This is a genomic window from Corynebacterium sp. HMSC22B11, from assembly GCF_001815965.1.
In the GTDB taxonomy this organism is placed as follows: Bacteria; Actinomycetota; Actinomycetes; order Mycobacteriales; family Mycobacteriaceae; genus Corynebacterium.
In genome coordinates this window covers 32,446-54,547 of sequence record NZ_KV823480.1, presented here as the reverse complement: position 1 = coordinate 54,547, position 22,102 = coordinate 32,446, and the positions used below count along the sequence as shown (strand labels likewise).

The 22,102-nt window shown below is 66.4% G+C and carries 22 protein-coding genes and 1 riboswitch; of the genes, 2 read left to right on the top strand and 20 right to left on the bottom strand.

The features are described 5' to 3' along the window. Positions 1–156: 156 nt before the first annotated feature. From groL to glmS, 7 genes are all read right to left on the bottom strand, one after another. Positions 157–1,767: a chaperonin GroEL gene (gene groL / locus HMPREF3088_RS02910; RefSeq protein ID WP_070758341.1), complete on the bottom strand. Its 1,611-nt coding sequence runs from the start codon at positions 1,765–1,767 to the stop codon at positions 157–159. Positions 1,768–1,778: 11 nt separating this feature from the next. After that, positions 1,779–2,078 (bottom strand): co-chaperone GroES, encoded by a 300-nt coding sequence (gene groES, locus HMPREF3088_RS02905; protein WP_070758339.1) that lies wholly within the window; start codon positions 2,076–2,078, stop codon positions 1,779–1,781. A 396-nt stretch (positions 2,079–2,474) separates the two neighbouring features. Next, on the bottom strand, positions 2,475–5,069 hold the full coding sequence (gene tsaD, locus HMPREF3088_RS10080; protein ID WP_083317308.1) for a tRNA (adenosine(37)-N6)-threonylcarbamoyltransferase complex transferase subunit TsaD: 2,595 nt from the start codon (positions 5,067–5,069) through the stop codon (positions 2,475–2,477). Positions 5,070–5,159: 90 nt separating this feature from the next. Beyond that, positions 5,160–5,804, bottom strand: coding sequence for a tRNA (adenosine(37)-N6)-threonylcarbamoyltransferase complex ATPase subunit type 1 TsaE (tsaE, locus tag HMPREF3088_RS02895; RefSeq protein ID WP_070758337.1), 645 nt, complete (start codon positions 5,802–5,804; stop codon positions 5,160–5,162). Then, the gene (gene alr, locus HMPREF3088_RS02890) at positions 5,791–7,053 is read right to left on the bottom strand and encodes an alanine racemase (RefSeq protein WP_246818014.1); all 1,263 of its coding nucleotides are present in this window, start codon (positions 7,051–7,053) and stop codon (positions 5,791–5,793) included. Before alr ends, tsaE begins: the two co-directional genes overlap by 14 nt. Before the next feature lie 10 nt (positions 7,054–7,063). Next, a complete protein-coding gene (locus HMPREF3088_RS10640; RefSeq protein ID WP_083317307.1) occupies positions 7,064–8,005 on the bottom strand; it encodes an ADP-dependent NAD(P)H-hydrate dehydratase in 942 nt (313 codons plus the stop codon). Between the two features lie 100 nt (positions 8,006–8,105). Continuing rightward, positions 8,106–9,968 carry a glutamine--fructose-6-phosphate transaminase (isomerizing) gene (gene glmS / locus HMPREF3088_RS02880; protein ID WP_070758334.1) on the bottom strand — a complete coding sequence of 621 codons (1,863 nt, stop codon included), beginning with the start codon at positions 9,966–9,968 and terminating at the stop codon, positions 8,106–8,108. Between the two features lie 2 nt (positions 9,969–9,970). Between glmS and HMPREF3088_RS02875 the strand changes: the two genes are divergently transcribed. Continuing rightward, entirely contained in the window at positions 9,971–10,927 is a 957-nt protein-coding gene (locus HMPREF3088_RS02875; protein WP_070758332.1) for a dienelactone hydrolase family protein, read from the top strand. Between the two features lie 76 nt (positions 10,928–11,003). Here HMPREF3088_RS02875 and HMPREF3088_RS10345 read toward each other — a convergent pair whose 3' ends face one another. From HMPREF3088_RS10345 to HMPREF3088_RS02865, 3 genes are all read right to left on the bottom strand, one after another. Further along, positions 11,004–11,231, bottom strand: coding sequence for a hypothetical protein (locus tag HMPREF3088_RS10345; protein ID WP_187441110.1), 228 nt, complete (start codon positions 11,229–11,231; stop codon positions 11,004–11,006). Between the two features lie 83 nt (positions 11,232–11,314). Beyond that, positions 11,315–12,139: an ImmA/IrrE family metallo-endopeptidase gene (locus tag HMPREF3088_RS02870; RefSeq protein ID WP_070758331.1), complete on the bottom strand. Its 825-nt coding sequence runs from the start codon at positions 12,137–12,139 to the stop codon at positions 11,315–11,317. Beyond that, complete coding sequence (locus tag HMPREF3088_RS02865) at positions 12,136–12,456, bottom strand: helix-turn-helix domain-containing protein (protein WP_070758329.1); 321 nt, start codon at positions 12,454–12,456, stop codon at positions 12,136–12,138. Before HMPREF3088_RS02865 ends, HMPREF3088_RS02870 begins: the two co-directional genes overlap by 4 nt. Positions 12,457–12,621: 165 nt before the next feature. Here HMPREF3088_RS02865 and HMPREF3088_RS02860 point away from each other — a divergent pair, with 165 nt between their 5' ends. After that, the gene (locus HMPREF3088_RS02860) at positions 12,622–13,302 is read left to right on the top strand and encodes an alpha-ketoglutarate-dependent dioxygenase AlkB family protein (protein ID WP_070758327.1); all 681 of its coding nucleotides are present in this window, start codon (positions 12,622–12,624) and stop codon (positions 13,300–13,302) included. 302 nt (positions 13,303–13,604) lie between these two features. Here the strand turns inward: HMPREF3088_RS02860 and HMPREF3088_RS02855 are convergent, their stop codons facing one another. From HMPREF3088_RS02855 to HMPREF3088_RS02810, 10 genes are all read right to left on the bottom strand, one after another. Next, positions 13,605–14,129 (bottom strand): hypothetical protein, encoded by a 525-nt coding sequence (locus tag HMPREF3088_RS02855; RefSeq protein WP_168167036.1) that lies wholly within the window; start codon positions 14,127–14,129, stop codon positions 13,605–13,607. A gap of 195 nt (positions 14,130–14,324) precedes the next feature. Continuing rightward, entirely contained in the window at positions 14,325–14,669 is a 345-nt protein-coding gene (locus tag HMPREF3088_RS02850) for a hypothetical protein (protein WP_070758325.1), read from the bottom strand. Then, positions 14,663–15,796 carry a hypothetical protein gene (locus HMPREF3088_RS02845; protein WP_070758324.1) on the bottom strand — a complete coding sequence of 378 codons (1,134 nt, stop codon included), beginning with the start codon at positions 15,794–15,796 and terminating at the stop codon, positions 14,663–14,665. Before HMPREF3088_RS02845 ends, HMPREF3088_RS02850 begins: the two co-directional genes overlap by 7 nt. Then, positions 15,793–16,107, bottom strand: coding sequence for a hypothetical protein (locus HMPREF3088_RS02840; RefSeq protein WP_246818013.1), 315 nt, complete (start codon positions 16,105–16,107; stop codon positions 15,793–15,795). The genes HMPREF3088_RS02845 and HMPREF3088_RS02840 overlap by 4 nt, the downstream gene beginning before the upstream one ends. A gap of 209 nt (positions 16,108–16,316) precedes the next feature. Next, positions 16,317–17,657 (bottom strand): phosphoglucosamine mutase, encoded by a 1,341-nt coding sequence (gene glmM / locus HMPREF3088_RS02835; protein WP_070758322.1) that lies wholly within the window; start codon positions 17,655–17,657, stop codon positions 16,317–16,319. Positions 17,658–17,823: 166 nt separating this feature from the next. Beyond that, complete coding sequence (locus HMPREF3088_RS02830; protein ID WP_083317306.1) at positions 17,824–19,464, bottom strand: bifunctional hydroxymethylpyrimidine kinase/phosphomethylpyrimidine kinase; 1,641 nt, start codon at positions 19,462–19,464, stop codon at positions 17,824–17,826. Beyond that, positions 19,458–19,608, bottom strand: a riboswitch (TPP riboswitch). It overlaps the preceding gene by 7 nt. Positions 19,609–19,839: 231 nt before the next feature. Next, entirely contained in the window at positions 19,840–20,385 is a 546-nt protein-coding gene (gene rpsI, locus HMPREF3088_RS02825; protein ID WP_070758321.1) for a 30S ribosomal protein S9, read from the bottom strand. Next, positions 20,385–20,828 (bottom strand): 50S ribosomal protein L13, encoded by a 444-nt coding sequence (gene rplM / locus HMPREF3088_RS02820; RefSeq protein WP_070758407.1) that lies wholly within the window; start codon positions 20,826–20,828, stop codon positions 20,385–20,387. Before rplM ends, rpsI begins: the two co-directional genes overlap by 1 nt. Before the next feature lie 467 nt (positions 20,829–21,295). Then, the gene (locus HMPREF3088_RS02815; protein WP_012359627.1) at positions 21,296–21,577 is read right to left on the bottom strand and encodes a WXG100 family type VII secretion target; all 282 of its coding nucleotides are present in this window, start codon (positions 21,575–21,577) and stop codon (positions 21,296–21,298) included. 74 nt (positions 21,578–21,651) lie between these two features. Next, positions 21,652–21,936 (bottom strand): WXG100 family type VII secretion target, encoded by a 285-nt coding sequence (locus HMPREF3088_RS02810; RefSeq protein WP_012359626.1) that lies wholly within the window; start codon positions 21,934–21,936, stop codon positions 21,652–21,654. Between the last annotated feature and the right edge of the window lie 166 nt (positions 21,937–22,102).

The following is a 22,102-nucleotide window of genomic DNA, read 5'->3' as shown; positions in this document are numbered from 1 at the left end:
GGTTGCGCAGGGCGCGCCACCCAAGAGCATCCCCAGGGCGCGTTTCTAGCGCCACCCCAGAGCATCCTCAGGGCACGCCACCCCAGAGCATCCCGCAGGGCGCTCATTTTCCGAGCGCCCAGCGCCACCCCAGAGCACCCAAGAGCGCCCTAGCAACTAGTGCTGGTGGCCACCGGCGGCAGGCTCAACCTTCTCTGGCTTATCAACCACAGCGGTCTCGGTGGTCAGCACCATGCGCGCCACAGAGGTGGCGTTCACGACGGCGCTGTGCGTGACCTTCACCGGGTCGATGATGCCCTGCTCCAGCAGGTTGCCGTACTCGAGGGTCGCAGCGTTGAAGCCGGAGCCATTCTCCTGCTCCGCGGTCTTGGAGACCACCACTGCCCCATCGAGGCCAGCGTTCTCAGCGATCCAGAACGCCGGGCGGCGCAGCGCCTTAGCCAGGGTCTTCATGCCCACGGCCTCGTCGCCGGCCTCAGCAGCAGCCAGCTTGTCGATCTCCTCAGCGATCTGCACGAGCACGGAACCGCCACCGGCGATCACGCCCTCCTGCGCCGCGGCACGTGCCGCGTTGATCGCATCCTCAACGCGCAGCTTGCGCTCGTTGACCTCGGTCTCGGTCGCGCCACCGACGCGCAGCACAGCCACGCCGCCGGAGAGCTTCGCGAGGCGCTCCTCGAGCTTCTCGCGGTCCCAGTTCGAGTCGGTGTTCTCGATGTCCCGACGCAACTGGGTGCGGCGCTCAGCCACAGCGTCCTGCGAACCGCCGCCGTCGACGATGACAGTCTCGTCCTTCGTGACGGTGATGCGGCGCGCGGTGCCCATGTCGTCCAGGGTGACGGCGGACAGCTTCCCGCCGAGCTCCTTATCGACGACGGTGGCGCCGGTGACGATGGCCAGATCATCCATGAATGCCTTGCGGCGGTCGCCGAAGTACGGGGACTTCACGCCCACGACCTTCAGGGACTTGCGGATGGAGTTGACCACCAGCATCTGCAGAGGCTCGCCCTCGATATCCTCGGCGATGATCAGTACTTCCTTGCCGGACTGGGCGATCTGCTCCAGGACTGGCAGGAAGTCCGGCAGGCTGGAGATCTTCTCGCGGACCAGCAGGACCAGCGGGTTCTCCAGGACGGCCTGACCGGAGTCAGTGTCGGTGACGAAGTACGGGGACAGGAAGCCCTTGTCGAAGGAGAGGCCTTCGGTGACGGTGGCTTCGTCCTCGAGGGACTGGGACTCCTCGACGGTGACCACGCCGTCGCGTCCGACCTTCTCGAAGGCGTCGGAGACCATCGTGCCGATGGACTCGTCGCGGGAGGAGACGGTGGCGACGTTGGCGATCGCAGCGGCGTCGGAAACTTCCTGTGCGCGCTCCTTCAGCAGCTCCACGACCTTCTCGGAGGCGGTGGCGATGCCGCGGTTCAGCGCGATCGGGTTGGCGCCGGCGGCGACGTTGCGCAGGCCCTCGTTGATGAGCGCCTGGGCCAGCAGGGTGGCGGTGGTGGTGCCGTCGCCTGCGATGTCGTTGGTCTTGATGGCGACGGACTTCACCAGCTGTGCACCGAGGTCCTCGAAGGGGTCTTCGAGGTCGATGTCGCGGGCGATGGTCACGCCGTCGTTGGTGACCAGTGGGCCACCGAAGGCACGGTCCAGCACGACGTTGCGGCCGCGCGGGCCGAGCGTCACCTTCACCGCGTCAGCGAGCGTGTCGACACCCTTCTGGAGGCCCTGGCGGGCTTCTTGATCAAATGCGATGAGTTTGGACATGCGTTACCCGCTTACTTTTCGATGACGGCGAGGATGTCGCGCTGGTTGAGCAGCAGGTACTCCTGGCTCTCGTACTTCAGCTCGGTGCCGCCGAACTTGGAGAAGATGACGGTGTCGCCTTCCTTGACGTCCATCGGGATGCGGTCGTCATCGTCTGCCCAACGGCCCGGGCCGACTGCGACGACGGTTGCTTCCTGTGGCTTCTCCTGTGCGGAATCTGGGATCACCAGGCCGGATGCAGTGGTGGTTTCTGCTTCGACGATCTGGACCAGAACGCGGTCCTCGAGCGGCTTGATGTTGACGTTAGCCACGTTGAATACCTCCGTGTATTCCTCAAGGTTTCTTTGTGCCCCCGTTGATTGGGGCTTGGTTCTTTTGTGCCGGTTTGTTTTCCGTGCACAGCCGTCGTCGCGGGTGAACAACTGTGTGTCAAACAACCTGACTAGCACTCTACCCACCCAAGTGCTAAGCCTCAACAGCGCCGGTTGAGTCGGGCTTACTCAGGCTTGCTCGGGCTTGCTCAGCGTGGCGCGATGGTCGCTCGTCGTGTTTCAGTCGCCGGCGCTGCCCCTCCCGTTCCCGTTCTTTGTCCCCCTCTTTTTCTTTGACGACGACGCCACCACCACCGCTGGTCCGTCTGTTTCGGCGGTGGGGTCCGACGCCCCGCCCGGATGGCGCCCCCGCCACCGCTGGCCCGTATCTTCCACCTAGTCCGTGAGGATCGGGACCTCCACCTCGAGGGCCGGGTCGGTGCCGACGGACATTGCGGTCGGTTGGGCGCCTTCACTGATGAGCTGCGCGGCCAAGGCGGCGATCATCACCCCGTTATCGGTGCACAGCGGCAGCGGTGGGATGCGCAGCTCCACCCCGGCGTCGCGGCAGCGGTCGGCGGCCAGCCCGCGCAGCCGGGAGTTCGCGGAGACTCCCCCGCCGAGCAGCAGCACCTTCGCACCGGTGTCCTCGCAGGCGCGCAGTGCCTTGGCGGTGAGCACGTCGGCCACGGCCTCCTGGAAGGAGGCGCAGACGTCCTCCACCGGGATGGCGTTCTCCCCCACCTGCCCGGCGGCTTCGGCGCGCTCGACGAAGCGCGCGACGGCGGTCTTCAGCCCGGAGAAGGAGAAGTCGTAGCGGGAGTCCTGCGGTCGCATCATGCCACGCGGGAAGGCGATGGCCTTGCGGTTGCCCTGGCGGGCGAGCCGGTCGATCACTGGCCCGCCCGGGTAGCCGAGCCCGAGGAGGCGGGAGACCTTGTCATAGGCCTCACCGGCGGCATCATCGAGGGTGCTGCCGAGCTCCGTCATGGGCTTACCCACGCCGTCGACCTGCAGGATCTGGGTGTGCCCGCCGCTGACGAGCAGCGCGATGGCATTCTTCAGCGGCTCGCGGCCCTCCTTCGTCAGCGCCTCGACGGCGACGTGCCCGCCCAGGTGGTTCACCGCGTAAAACGGCACCTCCCAGGCGGCGGCGTAGGCCTTGGCCGCGGCGGCACCAACCATGAGCGCGCCGGCGAGCCCAGGTCCGATGGTCACGGCGACGGCGTCCGGGCGCTGGCCGATGCGGGTCTGCTTCTGCAGGCTGCGCATCGCCGCCCGCATGGTGGGCTGCATGGCCTCCAGGTGGGCGCGGCTGGCGATCTCCGGGACCACGCCACCGAAGCGGGCGTGCTGTTCCATGGAGCTGGCGACCTGGTTGACGAGTTCCTCGACGACCGGGGCGCTGCCTGTTTCCTCTTGGTCACCGGCAGGCGCGCTCATGCGCACGACGCCAACACCGGTCTCGTCGCAGGAACTTTCAATACCCATGACGAGCATGGACTCTGCAGCATCAGTAGCGCTCCCCGGCACGCCCTCCTCGACCTGATCTGGGCGCTTCTCGTCGGGGCGGAACATGGTGAGGGCATCGGCCCCGGAGGGCTGGTAGTAGCCCTTACGGCGGCCGGTGACCGCGAAGCCATAGCTTTCGTAGAGCCCCACGGCCGGGGCGTTGCCGTCGCGGACCTCGAGGTACACCGGCCCGCCGATGACCTGCAGAGGCTCGAAGAGCTTGTCCATCAGCAGCCGCGAGTGGCCCTTGCCTTGCTGCTCCGGGGACAGCGCCACGGTGTGGATCTCCCACTCCGGGTCCGCGGGCGTCCCGTTGAGCGCGATGCCCGCATAGCCCTGCAGCTGGCCTGCCACCCGCAGGGCGACGTAGTAGTTGCGGGGGTTGGCGAGCTCAGCGCGGAAGGCCTCCAGGGACCAGGGGGATTCTTCGCTGAAGAGTTCCTGCTCGATCCGCGCCATCTCCTCCAGGTCAGCCAGGGATGCGCGATCCAGGGTCAGCAGCTCCACTGTGAGTTCAGCATTCGCGGGTTCAGCATCCGCAGGTTCGACATTCCCAGCTTCAGCATCCGCCGCCTCGGCCTTCGCAGCCTCAGCATTCGCAGACTCGGCGCCGACACCCGCTGCTTCGGTCATCGCCCCTTCCGGCGCGGCCTCCGCCGCCCGCTGCTCAGCCTCCAGCCGATCAAAAGCCGCCACATCCTCAGCGGCCGCGGCGAAGTTCACCGCGGCAGTGCGCTCCTTGCGCTTCGGCTCCGCGGCATCCGGCCGGCGCAAATACTGCGCCACCAGCGGGCGCCCCAGCCGCTCCACAAAGTGGCCCTCCCCCTCGAGCCACCACAGCTGATCCGCGCCCGCCAGCGCCAGCCCCTCGGGCGTGGGGTACGCATCCTCCGTGATGATGCGCCAGGCCTCGGTCGCGGCCTTCTCCTCCCCCTCAAGCTTCTCGATCGCACGCGCCACCTCGGCGGTCAGCGCCACCGCGATGGGCTTGGAGCCGTGCTCAGCCAGCACGTCCGCGGGCTTGCCCACCGCGGGCCCAGCGACCAGCCGACCGGCCTCGGTGGCGGTGGCGGAGTACCACTCGCGCCTTCTGGCGTCGGAAAGAACGAGGCATTCCTGGTGACCAGCCGCAACACTGGCAGCGGTGGCGGACAACGAATCCACCCCGAACACCGGAACACCGATCGCGTCCGCGAACGCCGCCCCCGTCGCCATCCCGACGCGCAGCCCCGTAAACGGCCCCGGACCAGTGCCGACGACCACCGCCTCGACGTCCCGTGGCCGCAGCCCCGCCTCCGCGAGGGACTCCTGAATATGCGGCACAAGCAGCTCCATGTGGCCGCGCGGGTTGCGCTGCACCCGCTGCGTGAGCGTGGTCGCGGAGTACTCGAACGTGCCCCAACTGCCCGCCCGACGGTTGACCTCAACGAGGCCAGAAACAACGTAGGACGTGGCGGTATCAATCGTGAGCACGAGCATGGGGTTAGTGTACTACCCCGCGCAGACACGCCTTTCGCGCTCATCCAGCGCACGCTACGACGCCGACGTCCCCCGCGCCGACAGCACCAGCTACTCGCGCCAGCGCCAGTGGACCTCGCGCGGGTCGTCCTCGTCGCCGTCGGTCATGTCGATGACCCCGCCGTCCGCGAGGTCGCCATCTACGACGTCCGAGCCATCACCGTTGACGTCCGCGGTCGCGACGTCGCTGTCATCATCTCCCTCAGCACCCACGGCGCGCATGATCTCCACGTCCAGGACCCGGTCCGCGAGCTCCTCCACGACCCCGCGCCCCCATTCGGCGACGAGCACGGCGTCGTCCAGGTCGGCGTCGATATCCAGGGACTCCAGCGTGTCCAGGACGTCGTCGCGGGAGAGCTGCTCGCCCGGCGCGATGGACTCGGCCACGCCCTCGCCGAGCAGGCGGTAGGCATCCATGTGCAGCAGCCGAATGCCGCGCGCCCCGGGCTTGTGGGTGCGCACGATGGTGAAGGTCGGCGACTGCACGCGCCCCTTGACCGCCAGCCCCTCGGCAATACCCTGCGTGATGGTGGTTTTGCCCGCCCCGAGTGGCCCGGTGAGGATCACGACGGTGCCCGCGGCGAGCTGCTCCCCCAGCTCGCGGCCGATGGCACGCATGTCTTCGGGGGTCCGGGCATGCGCGTTCCCCTTTACCTCGCCCAGGTCCACCCCGCTGCCAGCCTTAGCGTTCGACAACGTGTTCCTCGCCTTCCACGTCCACGACGACCCGCTGGACGCGTGGCCCGCGCGGCATCGTGACGATCTCATAGGGGATGGTATCGGCGGCGGCTGCCAGGTCCTCCGCGCCGGGCTCCCCTGCTGCCGGGTCGCCGAAGATCACGGCCCAGTCGCCCGGCTGCACGGCCTCGGCGGCAGCGCTCTCGGCGGGACCCAGGGCGACGACGAACTGGTCCATGCAGATCCTCCCGACCTGCTGGTAGCTCTCGCCGTTGATGCTGACCTGCATCTTTCCGGACGCCGACCGTGGCACCCCGTCCGCGTAGCCTGCGGCGACGACGGCAGTGCGCGTGTCCTCCGGGGCGGTCCAGATGCCGCCGTAGCTGACGGATTCGCCCTTCGGGACGACGCGGGTGGTGATGACCTTCGCGCGCATGCTCATCGTCCGCTGGAGGGGCAGGACGTCCGGTAGTCCCGGTACGGCGTTCTCCGCTGCCCCGGTGGGGGTTCCGCCTGCCACCGGGTCCACGCCGTAGACGCCGAGGCCAGGGCGCACGAGCTCGTGGTGCATATCCGGGCGGGTCAGCGTTGCCGGGGTGTTGGCGATGTGGTTGCGGGGCACTGCCATGCCCGCGGCCCGGCAGTCGGCGATGGCTTGCTGGAAGCGCTGGTGCTGCCGGTCGGTCACGGCGCGCTGCGTGTCCTCATCCGCGGACGCCAAGTGCGTGAACACCCCGTCCACCGCGATGAGCCCCTCCTTCTCTGCGGCGGCGAGCAGCGCGATGGTTTCCTGCCATTCGGCCGGGCTGATCCCGGAGCGGGACATACCGGTATCGGCCATCACGCCGACCACCGGGCATGCTTTGCCCTGCCAGGAGCGGGCCTGGTCGATGAGGCTGCGGGCGTGTGCCAGGGAGGGCACGCCCAGGGTCAGCTCGGCCTCGAAGGCCGGGGTGAGGTCCATAGCCGGTTCCCACATCCAGGCGAAGATGGTGGCCGGCTCGCCGTCCTTCACAGGGCCTTCGCCGCGAAGTAACAGAGCCTCCGGGACAGTAGCCACCCCCAGCACCGCAGCGCCGTGATCCAGCGCGGTCTGCGCGATACGCAGCGCGCCGTGGTTGTAGCCATCGGCCTTCACGACCGCCATGAGTTGGGCAGGCGCGACGAAGTCCGCGAAGAAGCGGGTGTTGGTGGCCAGTGCTGGAAGGTCGACGATGAGCTGGATGAGCTCGCCGCGACCCGTTGTGTCCTTCGGGGTGTGGGTCATGGCCTTAAGGCTAGTCGCCGTCGGCGTCTTCATGCGCGTGGCGGAGCGCGACGGCGACCACGGTGTGGATGCTCTCCACGATGTCGGACGCCGAGATCGGCGCAACGCCCTCCGGGGTCTCCGCGGCACGGAGTGCCGCCACCGCGTGCACCGCCACCGCGCCCAGGATGCAGTGCAGCAGCGGAGCCTCTTCGGCCGCCGCAATCACAGCACCAGCGATGCCCGCCAGCACGTCCCCGGAGCCGGGCGTGGCGGACCAGGAGTGGCCTGCGTCCACGCCCCAGGCGACATCCCCATCGGAGACGATGGTGTGCCGCCCCTTGAGCAGCACCACCGACTTGGTCTGTCGGGCCAGCCAGGCGCACGCGGTGCGGCGGCGGTCAAAATCCTGGTCGACGGCCGCGGCCTCGGCCTGCTCCTCGTTGCCCAGCGCCCGCGCGAGGGCAGCGAATTCCCCGGCGTGTGGGGTCAGGACGGTCGCCCGGCCGGTGGTGCGGCGGTTGATAATCCCGCGCAGCAGCTGCGTATTCTTCGCCGCCAGCTGCAGCGCCGAGGCGTCCAGCAGCAGGGGTTCGGGCTGGCGCACCAGCCAGTCCAGGATGTTCAGCGCTTCCGGCGAGTTTTCGTCGATCCCGGGGCCTGCGACCCAGGCCTGCACCCTCCCGGCCTTCTCCGGGCGTGGGGCGCTGACCACCTCCGGCAGGGCCAGGGCGATCAGGCGTGGGTCCACGGGGCCTGCGTAGCGCACCATCGGAGCGGTGGATTTCACCGCCGCCTTGAGCGCCAGCAGCGCGGCCCCCGGGAACGTATCGGAGCCTGCGAAAATGCCCACCACACCGGCGTACTTATCCTCCAGTGGTTGCGGGGAGGGCCAGACCTCCCCGGCCGCGACCAGGCAATCGCGTGCGGCGAGCAACTCGCCGGGCGGGGTGTCGTCCAAAAAATTCGGCATGGGGCGAAGCTCCTGTGTGGTGATGGAAAACGTTCCGGGTGAGATGGTGAAACGTGGTGGTGGGTGAAGTGAAAGCGGAGTAGCCCGGGCGCCCCGCGGACTACTCCACGGTGACGGACTTGGCCAGGTTGCGCGGCTTGTCGATGTCCTCGTTGCCGCACTGGCGGGCGATGTCCGCGGCCAGGAACTGCAGCGGGACGGTGGACAGCAGCGGCTGCATCAGCGTGCCGGTGGCCGGGATCTCCAGCAGCCAGTTGGCGTACGGGCGCACCGCCTCGTCGCCCTCCTCCGCGATGACGATCGTCTTCGCACCTCGGGCGCGGATCTCCTGGATATTGGACACGATCTTGGAGTGCAGCACCGGGCGGCCCGTCGGGGACGGGACGACGACGACCACCGGCAGGTCGTCCTCAATCAGGGCGATCGGGCCGTGCTTGAGCTCGCCGGCGGCGAAGCCCTCGGCGTGGATATAGGCCAGTTCCTTGAGCTTCAATGCGCCCTCGAGCGCGACCGGGAAGCCGACGTGGCGGCCCAGGAAGAGCATCGTCTTCACGGACCCGAGCTCCTCGGCGAGCTGCTCGATCGGCTCGGCGAGCTCCAGGGTCTTTTCGATCTTGGTGGGCAGCTCGGCGAGGGTGTCGTAGATGTCACCGATCTCGTCGGGGTACATCGTGCCGCGTGCCTGGGCGAGAGCCAGGCCAACCACGTAGTTCGCCGCGACCTGGGCGAGGAAGGCCTTGGTGGAGGCAACGCCGATCTCCGGGCCGGCGTGGGTGTAGAGCACCGCGTCGGATTCGCGCGGAATCTGGGAGCCGTTGGTGTTGCACACCGCCAACACGCGCGCACCCTGGGTCTTGGCGTGGCGCACGGCCTCCAGGGTGTCGGCGGTCTCGCCGGACTGGGAGACGGCGACGACGAGGGTCTGCTGGTTCAGCACCGGGTCGCGGTAGCGGAACTCGGATGCGACCTCGATCTCCACGGGGATGCGGGCCCAGTGCTCGATGGCGTACTTCGCCAGCAGCCCGGAGTGGTAGGCGGAACCGCAGGCGACGACGTAGACCTTCTGGATGTTGCGGAGGTCGTCGCCGGAGAGGCGCTGCTCGTCGAGGACGACCTTGCCGTCGACGAAGCGGCCGGCCAGGGTGTCGCGGACGGCGGCGGGCTGCTCGTGGATTTCCTTCATCATGAAGGAGTCGAAGCCGTCCTTCTCGGCGGCCTCCTGGTCCCAGTCGATGGTGAACGGGCTGCCCTCGGCGGGGGCGCCGTCGAAGTCCATGATCTCGTAGTTATCGGCGGTGATGGCGACGGCGCTGTCCTGGCCGAGCTCGACGGCGTTCTTAGTGTGGGCGATGAAGGCCGCAACATCCGAGCCCAGGAACATGCCGTCCTCCCCGACCCCGACGATCAGCGGGGTGTTGCGGCGACCGGCGACGATGAGCCCCGGCTCGTCAACGTGGGTGAACAGGACAGTGAACGCACCTTCCAGGCGGCGCAGAACGGCGAGCGCGGAGGCCTTGACGTCCCCAGCGTGGGCTCCCTCGTTGTACTCGATGGCGAGCAGGTGGGCGGCGACCTCGGAGTCCGTGTCCGAGACCAGTTCGATGCCGCGGGCCTCGAGCTCGTCGCGCAGGGCGGCGAAGTTCTCGATGATGCCGTTGTGGACGATGGCGGCCTTGCCGTCGAAGGAGAGGTGTGGGTGCGCGTTGACGTCGTTCGGGCGACCGTGGGTTGCCCAACGGGTGTGCCCCAGGCAGGTGTTGCCGGTCAGGGTGTCGCGGCCGATGATGTCGATGCGTTCGACGAGGTTGCTGAGCTTGCCCTCGGCTTTTTCTACGCGGATACCTTCTGCGTTATTGACGGCGATACCGGCGGAATCGTAGCCCCGGTACTCCATCCTCTGCAGTGCATCGAGCCCGATTTCCAGGGCTTGGTTCTTTCCTACGTATCCAACGATTGCGCACATAAATGGAAACGATACACGCCTGCTTGGCCCATGCGGAAGCAGTTTCTACTAGTGTGAGTTGCGTGGCTGATAGTTTGAAAAACCTCGTTCCAAGGCTCGGCAAGCGTGGCCCGCACCGGGTGCTCACCGGCGACCTGAATTTCGCTGGCATCCCGGGCCGCGTGTACACCCCTGCCGAGGGCAAGGGCATCCCGGGCATCGCGTTCGGACACGACTGGCGGGTGGGCGCGAAGGCCTACCACGCGACGTTGCGGCACCTTGCGAGCTGGGGTTTCGCCGTGGCCGCTCCCGATACGGAGCGCGGCGTGCTGCCGAACCACCGTGGCTTCGCCTCCGACCTGGAGACCTCCCTGCAGATCCTGGCTGGCGTGAAGCTGGGTCAGGGCAACGTGACGGTGCACCCGTCGAAGCTGTACCTGGCTGGTCACGGCATGGGCGCGGCGGCAGCGGTGCTGGCGGCAACGGCCCGCGAGTACGTCAAGGACAGCTTTGATTCTTATGGGGACAAGCCGACCCTGGCTGGTGTGATGGCTGTGTACCCGGCTGATGCGAATCCGAGCCCGTATGACGCCGCGCAGCACGTGGATGCCCCGGGCCTGGTGCTCTCCCCTGGTGGTATTCACGCCGCCCCGTCCGGCAACCCGGAGCGCCTAGCCGCGAACTGGCAGGGCGAAGTTGTGTACCGCCGGATGGATAAGGCCTCGCAGGCCGGTTTCCACGAGAACTACGGCCGCCGCCTGGTGATGGGCTCTGGGCTGCCGGAGTTCGCCGCACAAGAGACGGTGCGTGGCCTGATGACTGGTTTCGTGCTGGCTGATGAGTCCCGGAAGTACAAGGCTTTCCGCGACCCTCGCGCGGAACTGAAGGACACGAGCGTGAAGGATCAGCTGGAGCTGTACCGCGAGCTGCCGGAGAACATCGACGTTGAGGAAGCGCTGAGCAACATCCGGCTGGGCTAGCTGGCTGCTGGACGCGCAGGGCTGCGCTCCGGTTTTCCGATGATGCCGGAACTGTGGTGTAGGTTCCTCCGGCCTCTCATCTCCACACATCCAGGCCTAATAGTCCTGTCTCCTCCAGCGGTTTTAAGCCGTCATCAAGGCTGCGCAGCCGGGCGTACAGCTTCCGCAATGACGAACGATCCGGCAACTCTTCTTTCCCGGCGGCATTTTTCAGAACCGTCACCGTACTTATGAGCGCCAGGCTGCCGACCGAGGATCCGCTCGCCCGTAGCCTTTGAAGGCGGCGGGCCTCCTGATTTGCCATCCGGCGTCCCTCTCCGTCATCGATCAGGACGATAATGTCGTTCCCCTGTTCAGCAGCGACGACGGCATGCGCGATGACCGTATCTATTCCAAACCGCTGAGATCCACGTTCACAGGCGGCAAGTGCTGAATCTCAAATTCATCGTCGGGCTGAGGCTTCGGCGCAATTCCTGCTTCGGCGAACTCAGCAAGCAGATCCGCCTCCGGAATGCCACGCAGCGTGGCAATGGTTTGGGCGCTCACCACGCCTTCGATATACCCCTTGGTTGCGCGAGCTAAAAGTTTCTGCGGCGCCCGGATCCGATCTGATTCCTCCTGGAGTCCGTGATAATAGTCACGCCAACCGTATTTCGTCGCCAGGGCGCCAGTGGAGATCTGCTGCCACTTTTCCGTTAAATCAGAATTGATATAACCCGTGTCCCGTAGCGCGATAGCAGCGATCGCTGGCGACACGAGGTAACGCTGCACAACCCGCGAGAGTGTCACCTCTGAGACAGGCTCCTCGGCCCCCAGCCACGCCTTGAGGCCCTCTTGAGGGATCAACAGGTGCCGGGCGAAGGCATCGGCGCGGATCTCTTCAGCTGGACGTCTGGGGCCTCCTCCAACTGGAGATCCTTGCAGGTTTTCACGGAAATCTTCGAAAATTACGTGCCCGAGCTCATGTGCAAGAGTGCTGCGCTGCCGCATCGGATGACGGGTGCGAGCCACACCAATAAGGATGTGTTCGCGCACCGGATCAAACATCGTCAGCCCATGTTCGTCTGCATCCGCATCAACAACCGCGACGTCGTACCCCGTGAATCGCTCGACGAGCCCGACCAGGTCTCCTAGTGGTTGCACGCCCAACCCATGGGCAGTGCGAAATTCTTGGGCTGCCTTTTTCGCTTGGGTCTCGTTCGAGCTGTTCATAGGACCTTCGCGATCGCTTGATCGTCCAGGTAGGCATCCAGCTCCATAAAGTGGAGCAATCTCTGGCGCATTGCCTCCATCTTGGCTCCATTGGTGCTGCGCGCCGCGCACACGACACGTTTCGCAACCCCTTCACCCGTGAGCTGCGCAACGGTGCAGCCAGTTGCATCGGCGATGCGAATTAGCTCCGGCATCTTCACGTTCCGCTCCCCCTTGAGTATGCGATGCACCGTTGACTGTGAAAGTCCAGTACGTGCGGCCAGGTCACGCTGCGAGAGGCCTGCAGAGCTAAGAGCGCTCTCAATTGCCGAAATCATTTCACTCACCCCCGAACCTTGAATCACTTTTAGATTCTTGATTCAAGACTATCGCAATTCCGGCCACAAGACAATAGGTCACGTCGTGAGGTCACTATCCCTTGTTTGATGTCACTTCCCTTTAGCTCGGGCGGGCCGGCACGAGGCGTCCTAGACTGGGGCATCATGCTTTTCGACGACCTCCCGCGTGACGACGCCCGCATCACCCCTGGCGTCGTACACCTTCCGGGATGGCTCGAGCTTGGGCAGCAGGCCGCGGTCGTCTCCCAGCTCCGTGAGATCGCCCGTGAGCTGGCGGGCACCCCGTTGAGCATGAGCCGCCCGCAGCTGAAAAGCGGCCGCATGCAGGTATTCATGCTGCACCTGGGCCGCATGTGGGTGACCGAACCGACGTACCGCTACGTCACCCACGTCGCAGGGCATCGCGTGCCCCAAGTGCCGAAGAACCTCGCGGAGATCGCTAGGCAGGCGCTGACCAGCGCCGGACGCTACGACGCTGCATTGTCCGCCTGGGCGGACACTTTCCGACCCGACATGGCGCTGGTCAACTACTACCCGCCCGGCGCGACCATGGGCATGCACCAGGACCGCAACGAGAACTCGCTGGCACCGGTCGTCTCGCTGTCCATCGGTGATGAGGCCCTGTTCCGCATCGGGAGCACCGAGACTCGCAATCAACCGTGGGATGAAGTGACCCTGATCAGCGGCGACGTCATCGTCTTCGGTGGACCGAAACGCCTCGCCTTCCACGGTGTCCCCCAGACCAGGCCAGAGACCCTGCCCGACGGATGCGGGCTCAAGGAAGGCCGGATCAACATCACCTTCAGGCAGCTGGACGACCGCTAGCTGCGCTTCCCGACCATCGCCTGGTAGCAGCCCAGGCGATAACCCAGCAGGGATAGTTGCCTTCACCTAGCCGAACACGCCCACCAGGCACTCACGTTTGGCGCTTTCAGGGGCAGTGTCGAGGAATTCCTCGAGAGTATGTAGCGTCACAATGCTTAATCGCACAGTTTTAGAGTCCCGCTCTGCGCACATGTTCCGATCTCGGAAAGCTCACGTTCCGGTCAATTTCATGGCATTTTCTGACCACAACGTGAGCTTTCCGAATGTTTGCGCCGGCGAGCGCTCGATCAGATTCGAGTCAGCTAGCAAGAATCCTCTTCTTCGTCATCGAGCCATTCAAACTCCCACTCGTCATCGCGGGGCTCCCACAGGTACTCCCATTGTGCCCTCAGAGATTCGATCTCCCCTTCTGGTGCATTCAACTCCTCGAGAAGATCGAAGAGCGCTTCGAGCGCAGGGTCCTCTTTTTCATTCAAAAAGCGGAAACTCTCGTTGAGAAGGCGAAGAACCTCCGCTGCGATCTTTTCGTCGGCTATTTTGCCGCGGCACGGCACAGCCTTATTCAAAATAGTCTCGGTCAGTGTCTGCTCTTCGTAGGCCGGAGAGTAGGTCACCAAGGCCATTCGCAGCTCATAAAAGAGCGGGTGTTCCAGAAGCTCTGGACGTACCGCGGCAGAGGCGTCCGGCAGGAAGAACTCCAATTCATTCGTTGTGTTCGAGAAATGATGGGCGGCAGCGGCGCATAGGTGCGCACAGAGGTCCCCCGCCCGGAAATCGGCACAACTGCAGTCGCTACAACCAGGAAACATAGCTCCGTCGAGTTGCACTTCCGCACCCCCGATCGTAGTGCGGTAGACGAAAGGGGCAGTATCCCTCAGTTGGACCGGGTAGTCGAGAGCTCGGGCGTTCCGGATCGTCTCGTCCGCAAAGAAAGCCTTGATAAGCGGAGTATCGAAGCACGCCATGGATTCAGAGTAGCGTGGTGAGTTTTCCTAATCGAATGCCGTCTAATCGAATGCCGTCTAATCGAAGAGGTTCGAGGGCACGCACCAGCCGGCCCGCTTGAGGTCACGCTCCGCCAGACCCGGGCCGGGGCGTTCGGCCCCCGCCCGGCGGCTCGCGGTTTCTTCACTATCGACGGCCGTGCCGCTGACCGCCCGGTCCGCTGCCTCCCGGCCACCCGCGGTGCTCGCCTCGAATCCCCCGTGAGTGTTCTTGCCGTCCTGCCCCGCCTGCGCTTGGCGTTCCACGAGCTTCTCCAGGGTGTCCCGGTGCTGGGACATCTCCCGCTCGAAGGCCGTCGCTGCCTCGTCCATGCGGGCGAGGAACTCCCCCATGATCGCCTCGTACTTATCGCGGTCTACCACTGCCCGCTCCTTTCAATCCCCACCTCATAGGTCCGTTCCAGGGTGATCCCGGTGGTCGCGGGCTTCACCGCGGGTGAGCCTCCGGGCTCAGCATTCACCCCACCGATCGCCCCATCGCCGGAAGCATGGAAAGCCTGCTCTGCCTGGGCGGTGCCCGCGCCCTCGGCCAGCCAGATATCCGGGCTCCAGGCCGCCACCTCGGCAGGCTCGACGTCCTGCGGCAGCGCCCCGGAGGTCTCCAGTTCGACGACGGGTGCCTCATCACCCGACTGCCCCTCCCCGCCGTCCGTCGGGGTTCCTCCTGCATCGTGGGCCGCAGAATCACCGTTGCCTGGATCTGCCGCGTCAGCCTCAGGACTCGGGGCTTCCTGGGGCTGCGGTGGCTCCTCCGTCTGTTCCGCTCCGGCTGCCGAATCCTCGGCCCCTGGGGTTCCATGTTCCGGCGAGTCCGTGCCGGCCACCGGCGCGGCGTCCTGCCCCTCCGGGCTGCCCTGAACAACCGCACTGCCCTGCTCCGGCTGCTCACCGTGGCCACCGGCGGCGTCCTGTCCGATCACCGCCTCCAGCACCGCCGGATCGGTGGTGCTGAGCTGTACCTCCCCCTCGCTGCCAGCCACGGCCGCTTCGCAATCTACGACCAGCTGATCAGCCGCCTCGGTGAGCGCCTTGTTGCGGCGTTCCAGCTGCTCGCACACCGCGCGCTGGGCCGAATCCCCCATCGCCTTCAGCAGCTCCGGCGGGCACTCCGGCAACGCGATGCGGGACTGCTCCACCTGGTCCTCGAAGCGGGAGACGATCCGCTCCACCTCCGCGGCGGTGTGCTCACAGAGGTTGCCGATGAGCTCCGTGGCACCCCGGCCGGACTCCGCAACATGCACCAAGCCCTGGTCGTACTGCTGCTGCGCAGCACACGCCTGGGCTAGTTGCACGCCCCCGCAGCCCGCAAGATCCTTCGGGTCCGCCTGGAGCACCGGCGGTGGCGTCCGGAACAGAAGATGGGCGGCGGACTGCAGGGCATCCGGGTCCAGGCCGCGGGTGAATCCGGCGGCGGACTCCGCAGGGCCCACCGGGACCCCGTAACTGGCTAGCTGCTTGATGGCGCGCTCCACGCGCTGCTGTTGCCTCATCGGAGCACCTCAGCGATCGCACCTGCCGCGCTGTGGTCGGCGTCCTCGGCATCACGGGCGAGCTTGGAGGCCGCCCGCGCCTCCGCTGCGACCTGCTCGGACTGGCGTTGCCGCAGCTCATGCAGCTGCGCGAGCACACGCTCGATGCGGTGCCCCTGCGCGCTCAAGCCCTCTCCGAACGCACCGGCCGCGATGTCTGGCCGCTGACCTGCCAAAAGTTGCGACCAGGACTGCTGGTGCCGCCCCAGCAGCTCCGCGTACTCGATCAGCTTCTGCGGCTCCACCGCAAGCGACTTCGACCCCTCAGACACGTCCCCCGCGCCCCCTTCGCGCATCGCGCCCAACACCTACCGGTCGTGGCCGGCACCGGGCAGCAAAAAACCTTCCGCCCTATTAGACAACGCCACGGGGCGAAAGGTTCCCGAAAATCCGAAATCCGCGGGGCTTCGTGGGCACGTGGCGCGAACCCCAGGCCCGGATGCAACGCCTACGCGCAGACTGAGCCCCGGCCCGCGCCCGGCTACACCTCGGCGACGACTGCGGCCAGCTGGCCGGCGATCTTGCGCGCCGTCGCGGAATCCGCGGCCTCCACCATCACGCGGAACAGCTCCTCGGTGCCGGACGGGCGCAGCAGCACCCGGCCGGTCTCGCCGAGCTCCTCCTCCGCCTTCGCGATGGCCTGCTTCACCCGCTCGTCACCAGCGATCGCGGCCTTGTTGGACACCGGCACGTTAATCAGCGTCTGCGGCAACACCTGCATCGCGGACGCCAGCTCCGCCAGCGTCTTGCCCGTCGTCGCCATCCGCGCCATCAGGAACAGCCCCGTGAGCAGACCGTCCCCGGTCGTGCCGTGCTCCGGGATCACGATGTGGCCGGACTGCTCGCCACCCAGGGAGTAATCCCCAGCGCGCAGGTCCTCCACCACATAACGGTCGCCCACCTGCGTCTGCCGCAGCGTGATGCCGTTGCGCTCCATCGCCAGCTTCAGCCCGAGGTTGGACATCACCGTCGCGACCAGCGTGTTGCGCTTCAGCTCACCGCCGTCCTTCATCGACAGCGCGAGGACGGCCATGATCTGGTCCCCGTCAACGACGTTGCCCTGCGCGTCCACGGCGAGGCAGCGGTCGGCGTCGCCGTCGTGCGCCAGGCCCAGGTCCGCACCATGCTCGACGACAGCCTTCTGCAGCTGGTCGATGTGCGTGGAACCAACACCGTCGTTGATGTTGTAGCCATTCGGCTTATTCGACACGGCGACGACCTCCGCGCCCGCGGCCCCGTAGGCCATCGGGGCGGCCTGGTACGCCGCGCCGTGGGCGCAGTCCACCACGACCTTGATGCCGTCCAGGCGGGTGTGCACCGCCTGCTGCAAGTGGTGCAGGTAGCGGTCCAGCGCGCTGTGGGACTGGTCGAAAACCCGGCCGATGGCCGCACCGGTGGGGCCTTCCTCCGGCAGCTTGCCCATCTCCTGCTCGATCTCGTCCTCGATCCAGTCCTCGAGCTTGCGCCCACCGATGGCGAAGAACTTGATGCCGTTATCCGGCATCGGATTGTGGCTCGCGGAGACCATAACCCCCATGTCGGAGCCATAATCATCGGTCAGGAACGCAACCGCCGGGGTAGGCAGCACGCCCACGTCCAGCACGTCCACCCCCTGCGAAGCCAAGCCCGCGGACAGGGCGGCAGTCAGCATCTCCCCGGACACGCGCGGGTCCCGGCCGATGATCGCGGTCGGGCGGCGGTCGGTGGACTTCTTTTCCGTCAGTACCCGGGCCGCCGCCGCACCCAGCCGCATAGCCAGCGGGGCAGTCAGCTTCTCGTTAGCAAGGCCACGGACACCGTCGGTTCCGAACAATCTTCCCATGGCTCAATAGCTTACAAGAGGCCTGCGACACCACCGGGTTGCGGCGCGAGCGGGTGCGGTGGCGCGCCAAAGGGCGGGCCCTAACCAGCAGGGACGTCCCCGTCGAAAGCTAAGCGGAAGGGACGGACGTCATCGTCCACGCTGTGGGGACGAGCGCCACCGCCTGCTACCAGCGGCGATCCGCCTGGTCGAAGAACTCCCGCTCGTAAACCGCAGCGTTGAGATACGCGGACGTCGCCGCCTCCCGCTCCGCCTCGCTCGCCGCCTCGAAGGCTGCCTCGGTGCGCTGGATCGCCTCCCGCGCCCCGGAGAGGAACTCCTCGTCAGCGTAAGTATCCAGCCACGCCTTAAACGGGTGGCCGCTGTGGTTCGCCCGCGTCAGCTCCAGGCCGATCTCCGCATACAGCCAGAAGCACGGCAGCACCCCGGCAACACCGCACACATACGGCTCCACGGCGGCTGTCGCGACCAGGAAGTTCGTGTACGCGAGCGTGACCGGGGAGGGCGCGACCGGGTTAGCGGACGCGTCCTCGATGCCACGACCCGCCAGCCAGGAGCGGTGCAGCTCCGCCTCTCCCTCGATGCAGCCGGCCGCGGAATTCGCCCACATCACCTGGCCCGCCGAATCCGGGGCCTTGGTGGACAGCTCCGCCAGCGCGCGCGAGTAGCGGTTCAGGTACAGGGCGTCCTGGGCGAGGTAGAAGTTGAAATCCTCCTCCGGCAGCCGCCCGGAAGCCAGCCCACGGATGAACGGCAGCTCCATGATCTCCTGCCACACCTGGCCCGTCAGCTCCCACAGGCGGCGGGTGTGCGGGCCCGCCGGTTCCAGGTGCGGGGTCGGGGCGGCGGCGTAGCCCTGACCTTCCGGCAGCTCGCCGCGCAGGTGCGGCCAGATCTCGCTGCTCGCGACCTGCTCCAGCCGACGGGAACGATGACTGTGATCGACGGGGCCGAAGCCGGTGCCGTCGCCGACCTGCAGCTGCTCGCCGTTCTCGATCGCCTCGTGCAGCCAGCGGGTCGACCAGCGCAACGCGGCCCCGGCGTCCTCACCGAGCCCCATGCGGGTAGCCAGCGCCGAGGAGAGGCTGCAGCCGGTGCCGTGGGTATTGCGCGTATCGATGCGGTAGGTCGGCACGCGGTCGACCCGCCCGTCCGGGTACACGACGGCGTTGTCCGCGCGCTCCCCGCTGAGGTGGCCGCCCTTGACGATGACGATGGTGCCGTTCTCCCGCGCGAGCGGCTGCGCTTGGGCGACGGCGGCGTCGTAGTCGGTGGCGGCGTCCTTCCCAGTCAGGACGGCGAGTTCTGGGACGTTCGGGGTGATGACGTCCACGTCCGCGACCAGGCCGCGCACCGCTTCTTCCGCGTCCTCTTCCAGCAGGCGGTGACCGGAGCTGGAGACCATGACCGGGTCGAGGACGACGACGGGCGCCCGGTTGTCGCGCAGCGCCTCCCGGACGAGGGCGACGGTCGCGGCGTCGCCGAGCATGCCGATCTTGATGGCGTCGACGGTGACGTCCCCGAAGACGGAGTCGAATTGCTTGCGGACGAAGTCGTGGTCGATCTCCGCGATGGCCTGCACGCCGTGGGTGTTCTGGGAGACCAGGGCGGTGACGACGGACATGCCGAAGCCGCCGGCTGCTGCGATGGACTTCAGGTCCGCGGTCTGGCCCGCGCCGCCTGTGGGGTCGGTGCCCGCGATGGAGAGCACGCGCGGGATCGCGGGGGTTGGGTTGGCGTTGGTGGCGTTGGCGGCGGTGGCGGAGCCGGTCGGGGTGGGCTGGGTGGGCAGATTCGAGTTGTGCATTGTGCGAGCATCCCTTCGCTAGTACGAACTAGATCAGGTTCTTAGGGTGTGTTCTCAGCGGCCCCGACGGCTGGTGGCGAGTATCTGCCACCTGCGCATTTGCGCGGATTGGGGGCGGTCGGGGCCGCACCCCTTGCGTTATTTTTGACCTGTGGCTCCACAGCCTAGCAACTGCAGTGCTGGGGTTGGCGTGAGGCCAGCCCCGCAGCTGGAGTCGGCCCGTTTCAGCACCCAGGGCGGCTCGCGCACCTTGACTCGCCTGCACCTGGGCCGGATCCCGCGCATGCACCCGTACTCCCACCCCAGGAACGCCGAAACCCCCGACCGGCCGAAACAGCCGATGCGGGGGTGTGGGGCAGTAAAACCGTTGAAGGTTTAGCGCTTGGAGTACTGCGGGGCACGACGTGCACCGTGCAGACCTGCCTTCTTACGCTCGACAGCACGAGCGTCGCGGGTCAGGAAGCCAGCCTTCTTCAGCTGGGTGCGCTCCTCCGGGTTGTACTTGTTCAGGGCGCGGGCGATAGCCAGACGCATCGCACCAGCCTGGCCGGACGGGCCGCCGCCGGACAGGGTTGCCTGGATGTCGAACTGGTTCTCGCGCTCCAGCAGGACCAGCGGATCCTTGATGAGCTGCTCGTGGAGCTTGTTCGGGAAGTAGTCCTCCAGTGCGCGGCCGTTGCAGGTGATCTGGCCGGAGCCCTCAACCATGCGGACGCGGACGATGGCGCGCTTACGGCGACCAACGGTCTGGATCGGGCCCTCGTACAGCGGAGCAGCCGGTGCGGCCTCTTCGGCCTCCTGGCCCTCAACGTTGAGGGAGTCACCGATGGATGCCACGAACTCCTCGTTGGCAGCGTCGGTGGAGGTGTACTGTGCGGCCTCGTTCTCGAAGGCCTCGGTGTTGTCGAAGTTCTCAGCCATTACTGTGCCACCTGCTTGATCTCGTAGGTCTCTGGCTTCTGAGCAGCGTACGGGTGCTCGGAGCCGGCGAAGACGCGAATCTTCTTAACGGAAGCGTTGGACAGCTTGTTCTGCGGCATCATGCCACGGACAGCCTCTTCGATGACGCGCTCTGGGTTCAGCTCCAGGGAACGGCCCAGGGTCATGGACTTCAGGCCACCTGGGTAGCCAGAGTGGCGGTAGCGCATCTCGCGGTCACGCTTGTTGGAGGAGATGTGCACCTTGTCGGCGTTGATGATGATGACGTTGTCGCCGCAGTCAACATTCGGCGCGAAGGTCGGCTTGCCCTTGCCGCGCAGCAGGTCAGCTGCGGTGACGGCCAGGCGACCCAGCACCACGTCAGTGGCGTCGATGACGTACCACTTACGGGTAATGTCACCGCTCTTCGGGTGGAAAGTAGTCACGTTGGACTCCTGTAGGTCGAATCGGAACTGCCAGCCAGAGCTGCGCTCGAGCGCGGTCAATGTACTGCTCAGAGGCAGTTTCTTCCGCTGCTCAAGGATCCTCGGCGGCCGGTGGAGACCCGAGGACACGTTATGCAACCTTTAACACCCTAGCTATCCGCAGCTCATACGCCAAATTTTGGGACGTCGCTACGCCCGCCTCCTGGCCCGCCAGCAGAGCGCCTCACGACCGCGCGCGGTGCGATCCGCAGGAACGCCGGGCACGGCGACGTCCTCCTCTTGAACGACCCTTTCCCGGGAAAACGGTGGCGTCGTGTCCCTTGCCCACGCGCTCTTCACTGCACCCCCACACACGGCAACACCCCGCAGGGACAGTTCCCCACGGGGTGCGTGCGCAGCCGGTTCAGGCTTCCAAGCGCTTCGGCCGGTTCAGCTGATCGGGCTGGTGTGGTCAGTTACGCCGCCCGCTACGCCCAGCTGCGGGCCGCCGAGGTGTTGATCTGGCTCATGCGATCGTTGGCCTGGCGGACCGTCACGCTGATCTGGCCGAGCACCTCGTTGAGCTCAGCGGCCGCACGGTCCCAGCGCAGCTGCGCCTGCTGATAGGCCTCCGAGGACTCGCCCTCCCAGTCCGCAACCAGTGGCTGCAGCTGCTGCTTGAGGTCCTCCAGATTGCCGTTGATCCGCCCCCGGGTCTGGTTAATGTCGTCGGCTGTCTGCGCGATCATGCCGAAGTTGTACTTGATCATTATTCTCAAATCCCCCTGGATTTTCTCTGTGCGGTGCGGCCCCTGTTGCGGAAGCGGCCGCATCAGTCGCTGGTTTAGCGGAATGCCTGCATGTTCTCGAGCTCGGTGTCGTCGAAGGAGCGTGCGTTGGCCCGGATGTTCTCAGAGATGCTGTTCAGCGCCTCGCTGAGCTCCCGGGCGCTGGTGTTCCACCGCTCCATCAGGTTCTGGAATGCCCCCTGCGCCTGGCCGCGCCACACGCCCGAGGTTTCCGCGACGATGCCCTGCAGCCGAGACAGCTCCCCCTGGATGCTGGCGTTGACCTGGTCAACGTTGCTGGCCGCCCCGGTCATCGTTGCGACATCTGTCCTAAAACTCATGTTCCCTCCCCATGTTTTCGCGAACCGGTTATCGGTCCGTCAGAAGTATTAGACAACTAACGGACCCGAAAGGTTCCCGCTTTGACGAAAATTCCTTCAAACTCTGCGCCCACGCCCACTCCCCCGACTTCCCGGACCGGTCACTGGTCTTTTCAGGACGTCGGGC

What these genes read in the sequence shown, in the direction of transcription:
- groL (WP_070758341.1), bottom strand. Translation starts at nt 1,767, where the DNA reads ATGTCCAAACTCATCGCATTTGATCAAGAAGCCCGCCAGGGCCTCCAG.
- tsaD (WP_083317308.1), bottom strand. Translation starts at nt 5,069, where the DNA reads ATGCTCGTGCTCACGATTGATACCGCCACGTCCTACGTTGTTTCTGGC.
- alr (WP_246818014.1), bottom strand. Translation starts at nt 7,053, where the DNA reads ATGACCCACACCCCGAAGGACACAACGGGTCGCGGCGAGCTCATCCAG.
- HMPREF3088_RS10640 (WP_083317307.1), bottom strand. Translation starts at nt 8,005, where the DNA reads ATGCCGAATTTTTTGGACGACACCCCGCCCGGCGAGTTGCTCGCCGCA.
- glmS (WP_070758334.1), bottom strand. Translation starts at nt 9,968, where the DNA reads ATGTGCGCAATCGTTGGATACGTAGGAAAGAACCAAGCCCTGGAAATC.
- HMPREF3088_RS02875 (WP_070758332.1), top strand. Translation starts at nt 9,971, where the DNA reads ATGGAAACGATACACGCCTGCTTGGCCCATGCGGAAGCAGTTTCTACT.
- HMPREF3088_RS10345 (WP_187441110.1), bottom strand. Translation starts at nt 11,231, where the DNA reads ATGGCAAATCAGGAGGCCCGCCGCCTTCAAAGGCTACGGGCGAGCGGA.
- HMPREF3088_RS02870 (WP_070758331.1), bottom strand. Translation starts at nt 12,139, where the DNA reads ATGAACAGCTCGAACGAGACCCAAGCGAAAAAGGCAGCCCAAGAATTT.
- HMPREF3088_RS02865 (WP_070758329.1), bottom strand. Translation starts at nt 12,456, where the DNA reads ATGATTTCGGCAATTGAGAGCGCTCTTAGCTCTGCAGGCCTCTCGCAG.
- HMPREF3088_RS02860 (WP_070758327.1), top strand. Translation starts at nt 12,622, where the DNA reads ATGCTTTTCGACGACCTCCCGCGTGACGACGCCCGCATCACCCCTGGC.
- HMPREF3088_RS02845 (WP_070758324.1), bottom strand. Translation starts at nt 15,796, where the DNA reads ATGAGGCAACAGCAGCGCGTGGAGCGCGCCATCAAGCAGCTAGCCAGT.
- glmM (WP_070758322.1), bottom strand. Translation starts at nt 17,657, where the DNA reads ATGGGAAGATTGTTCGGAACCGACGGTGTCCGTGGCCTTGCTAACGAG.
- HMPREF3088_RS02830 (WP_083317306.1), bottom strand. Translation starts at nt 19,464, where the DNA reads ATGCACAACTCGAATCTGCCCACCCAGCCCACCCCGACCGGCTCCGCC.
- rpsI (WP_070758321.1), bottom strand. Translation starts at nt 20,385, where the DNA reads ATGGCTGAGAACTTCGACAACACCGAGGCCTTCGAGAACGAGGCCGCA.
- HMPREF3088_RS02815 (WP_012359627.1), bottom strand. Translation starts at nt 21,577, where the DNA reads ATGATCAAGTACAACTTCGGCATGATCGCGCAGACAGCCGACGACATT.
- HMPREF3088_RS02810 (WP_012359626.1), bottom strand. Translation starts at nt 21,936, where the DNA reads ATGAGTTTTAGGACAGATGTCGCAACGATGACCGGGGCGGCCAGCAAC.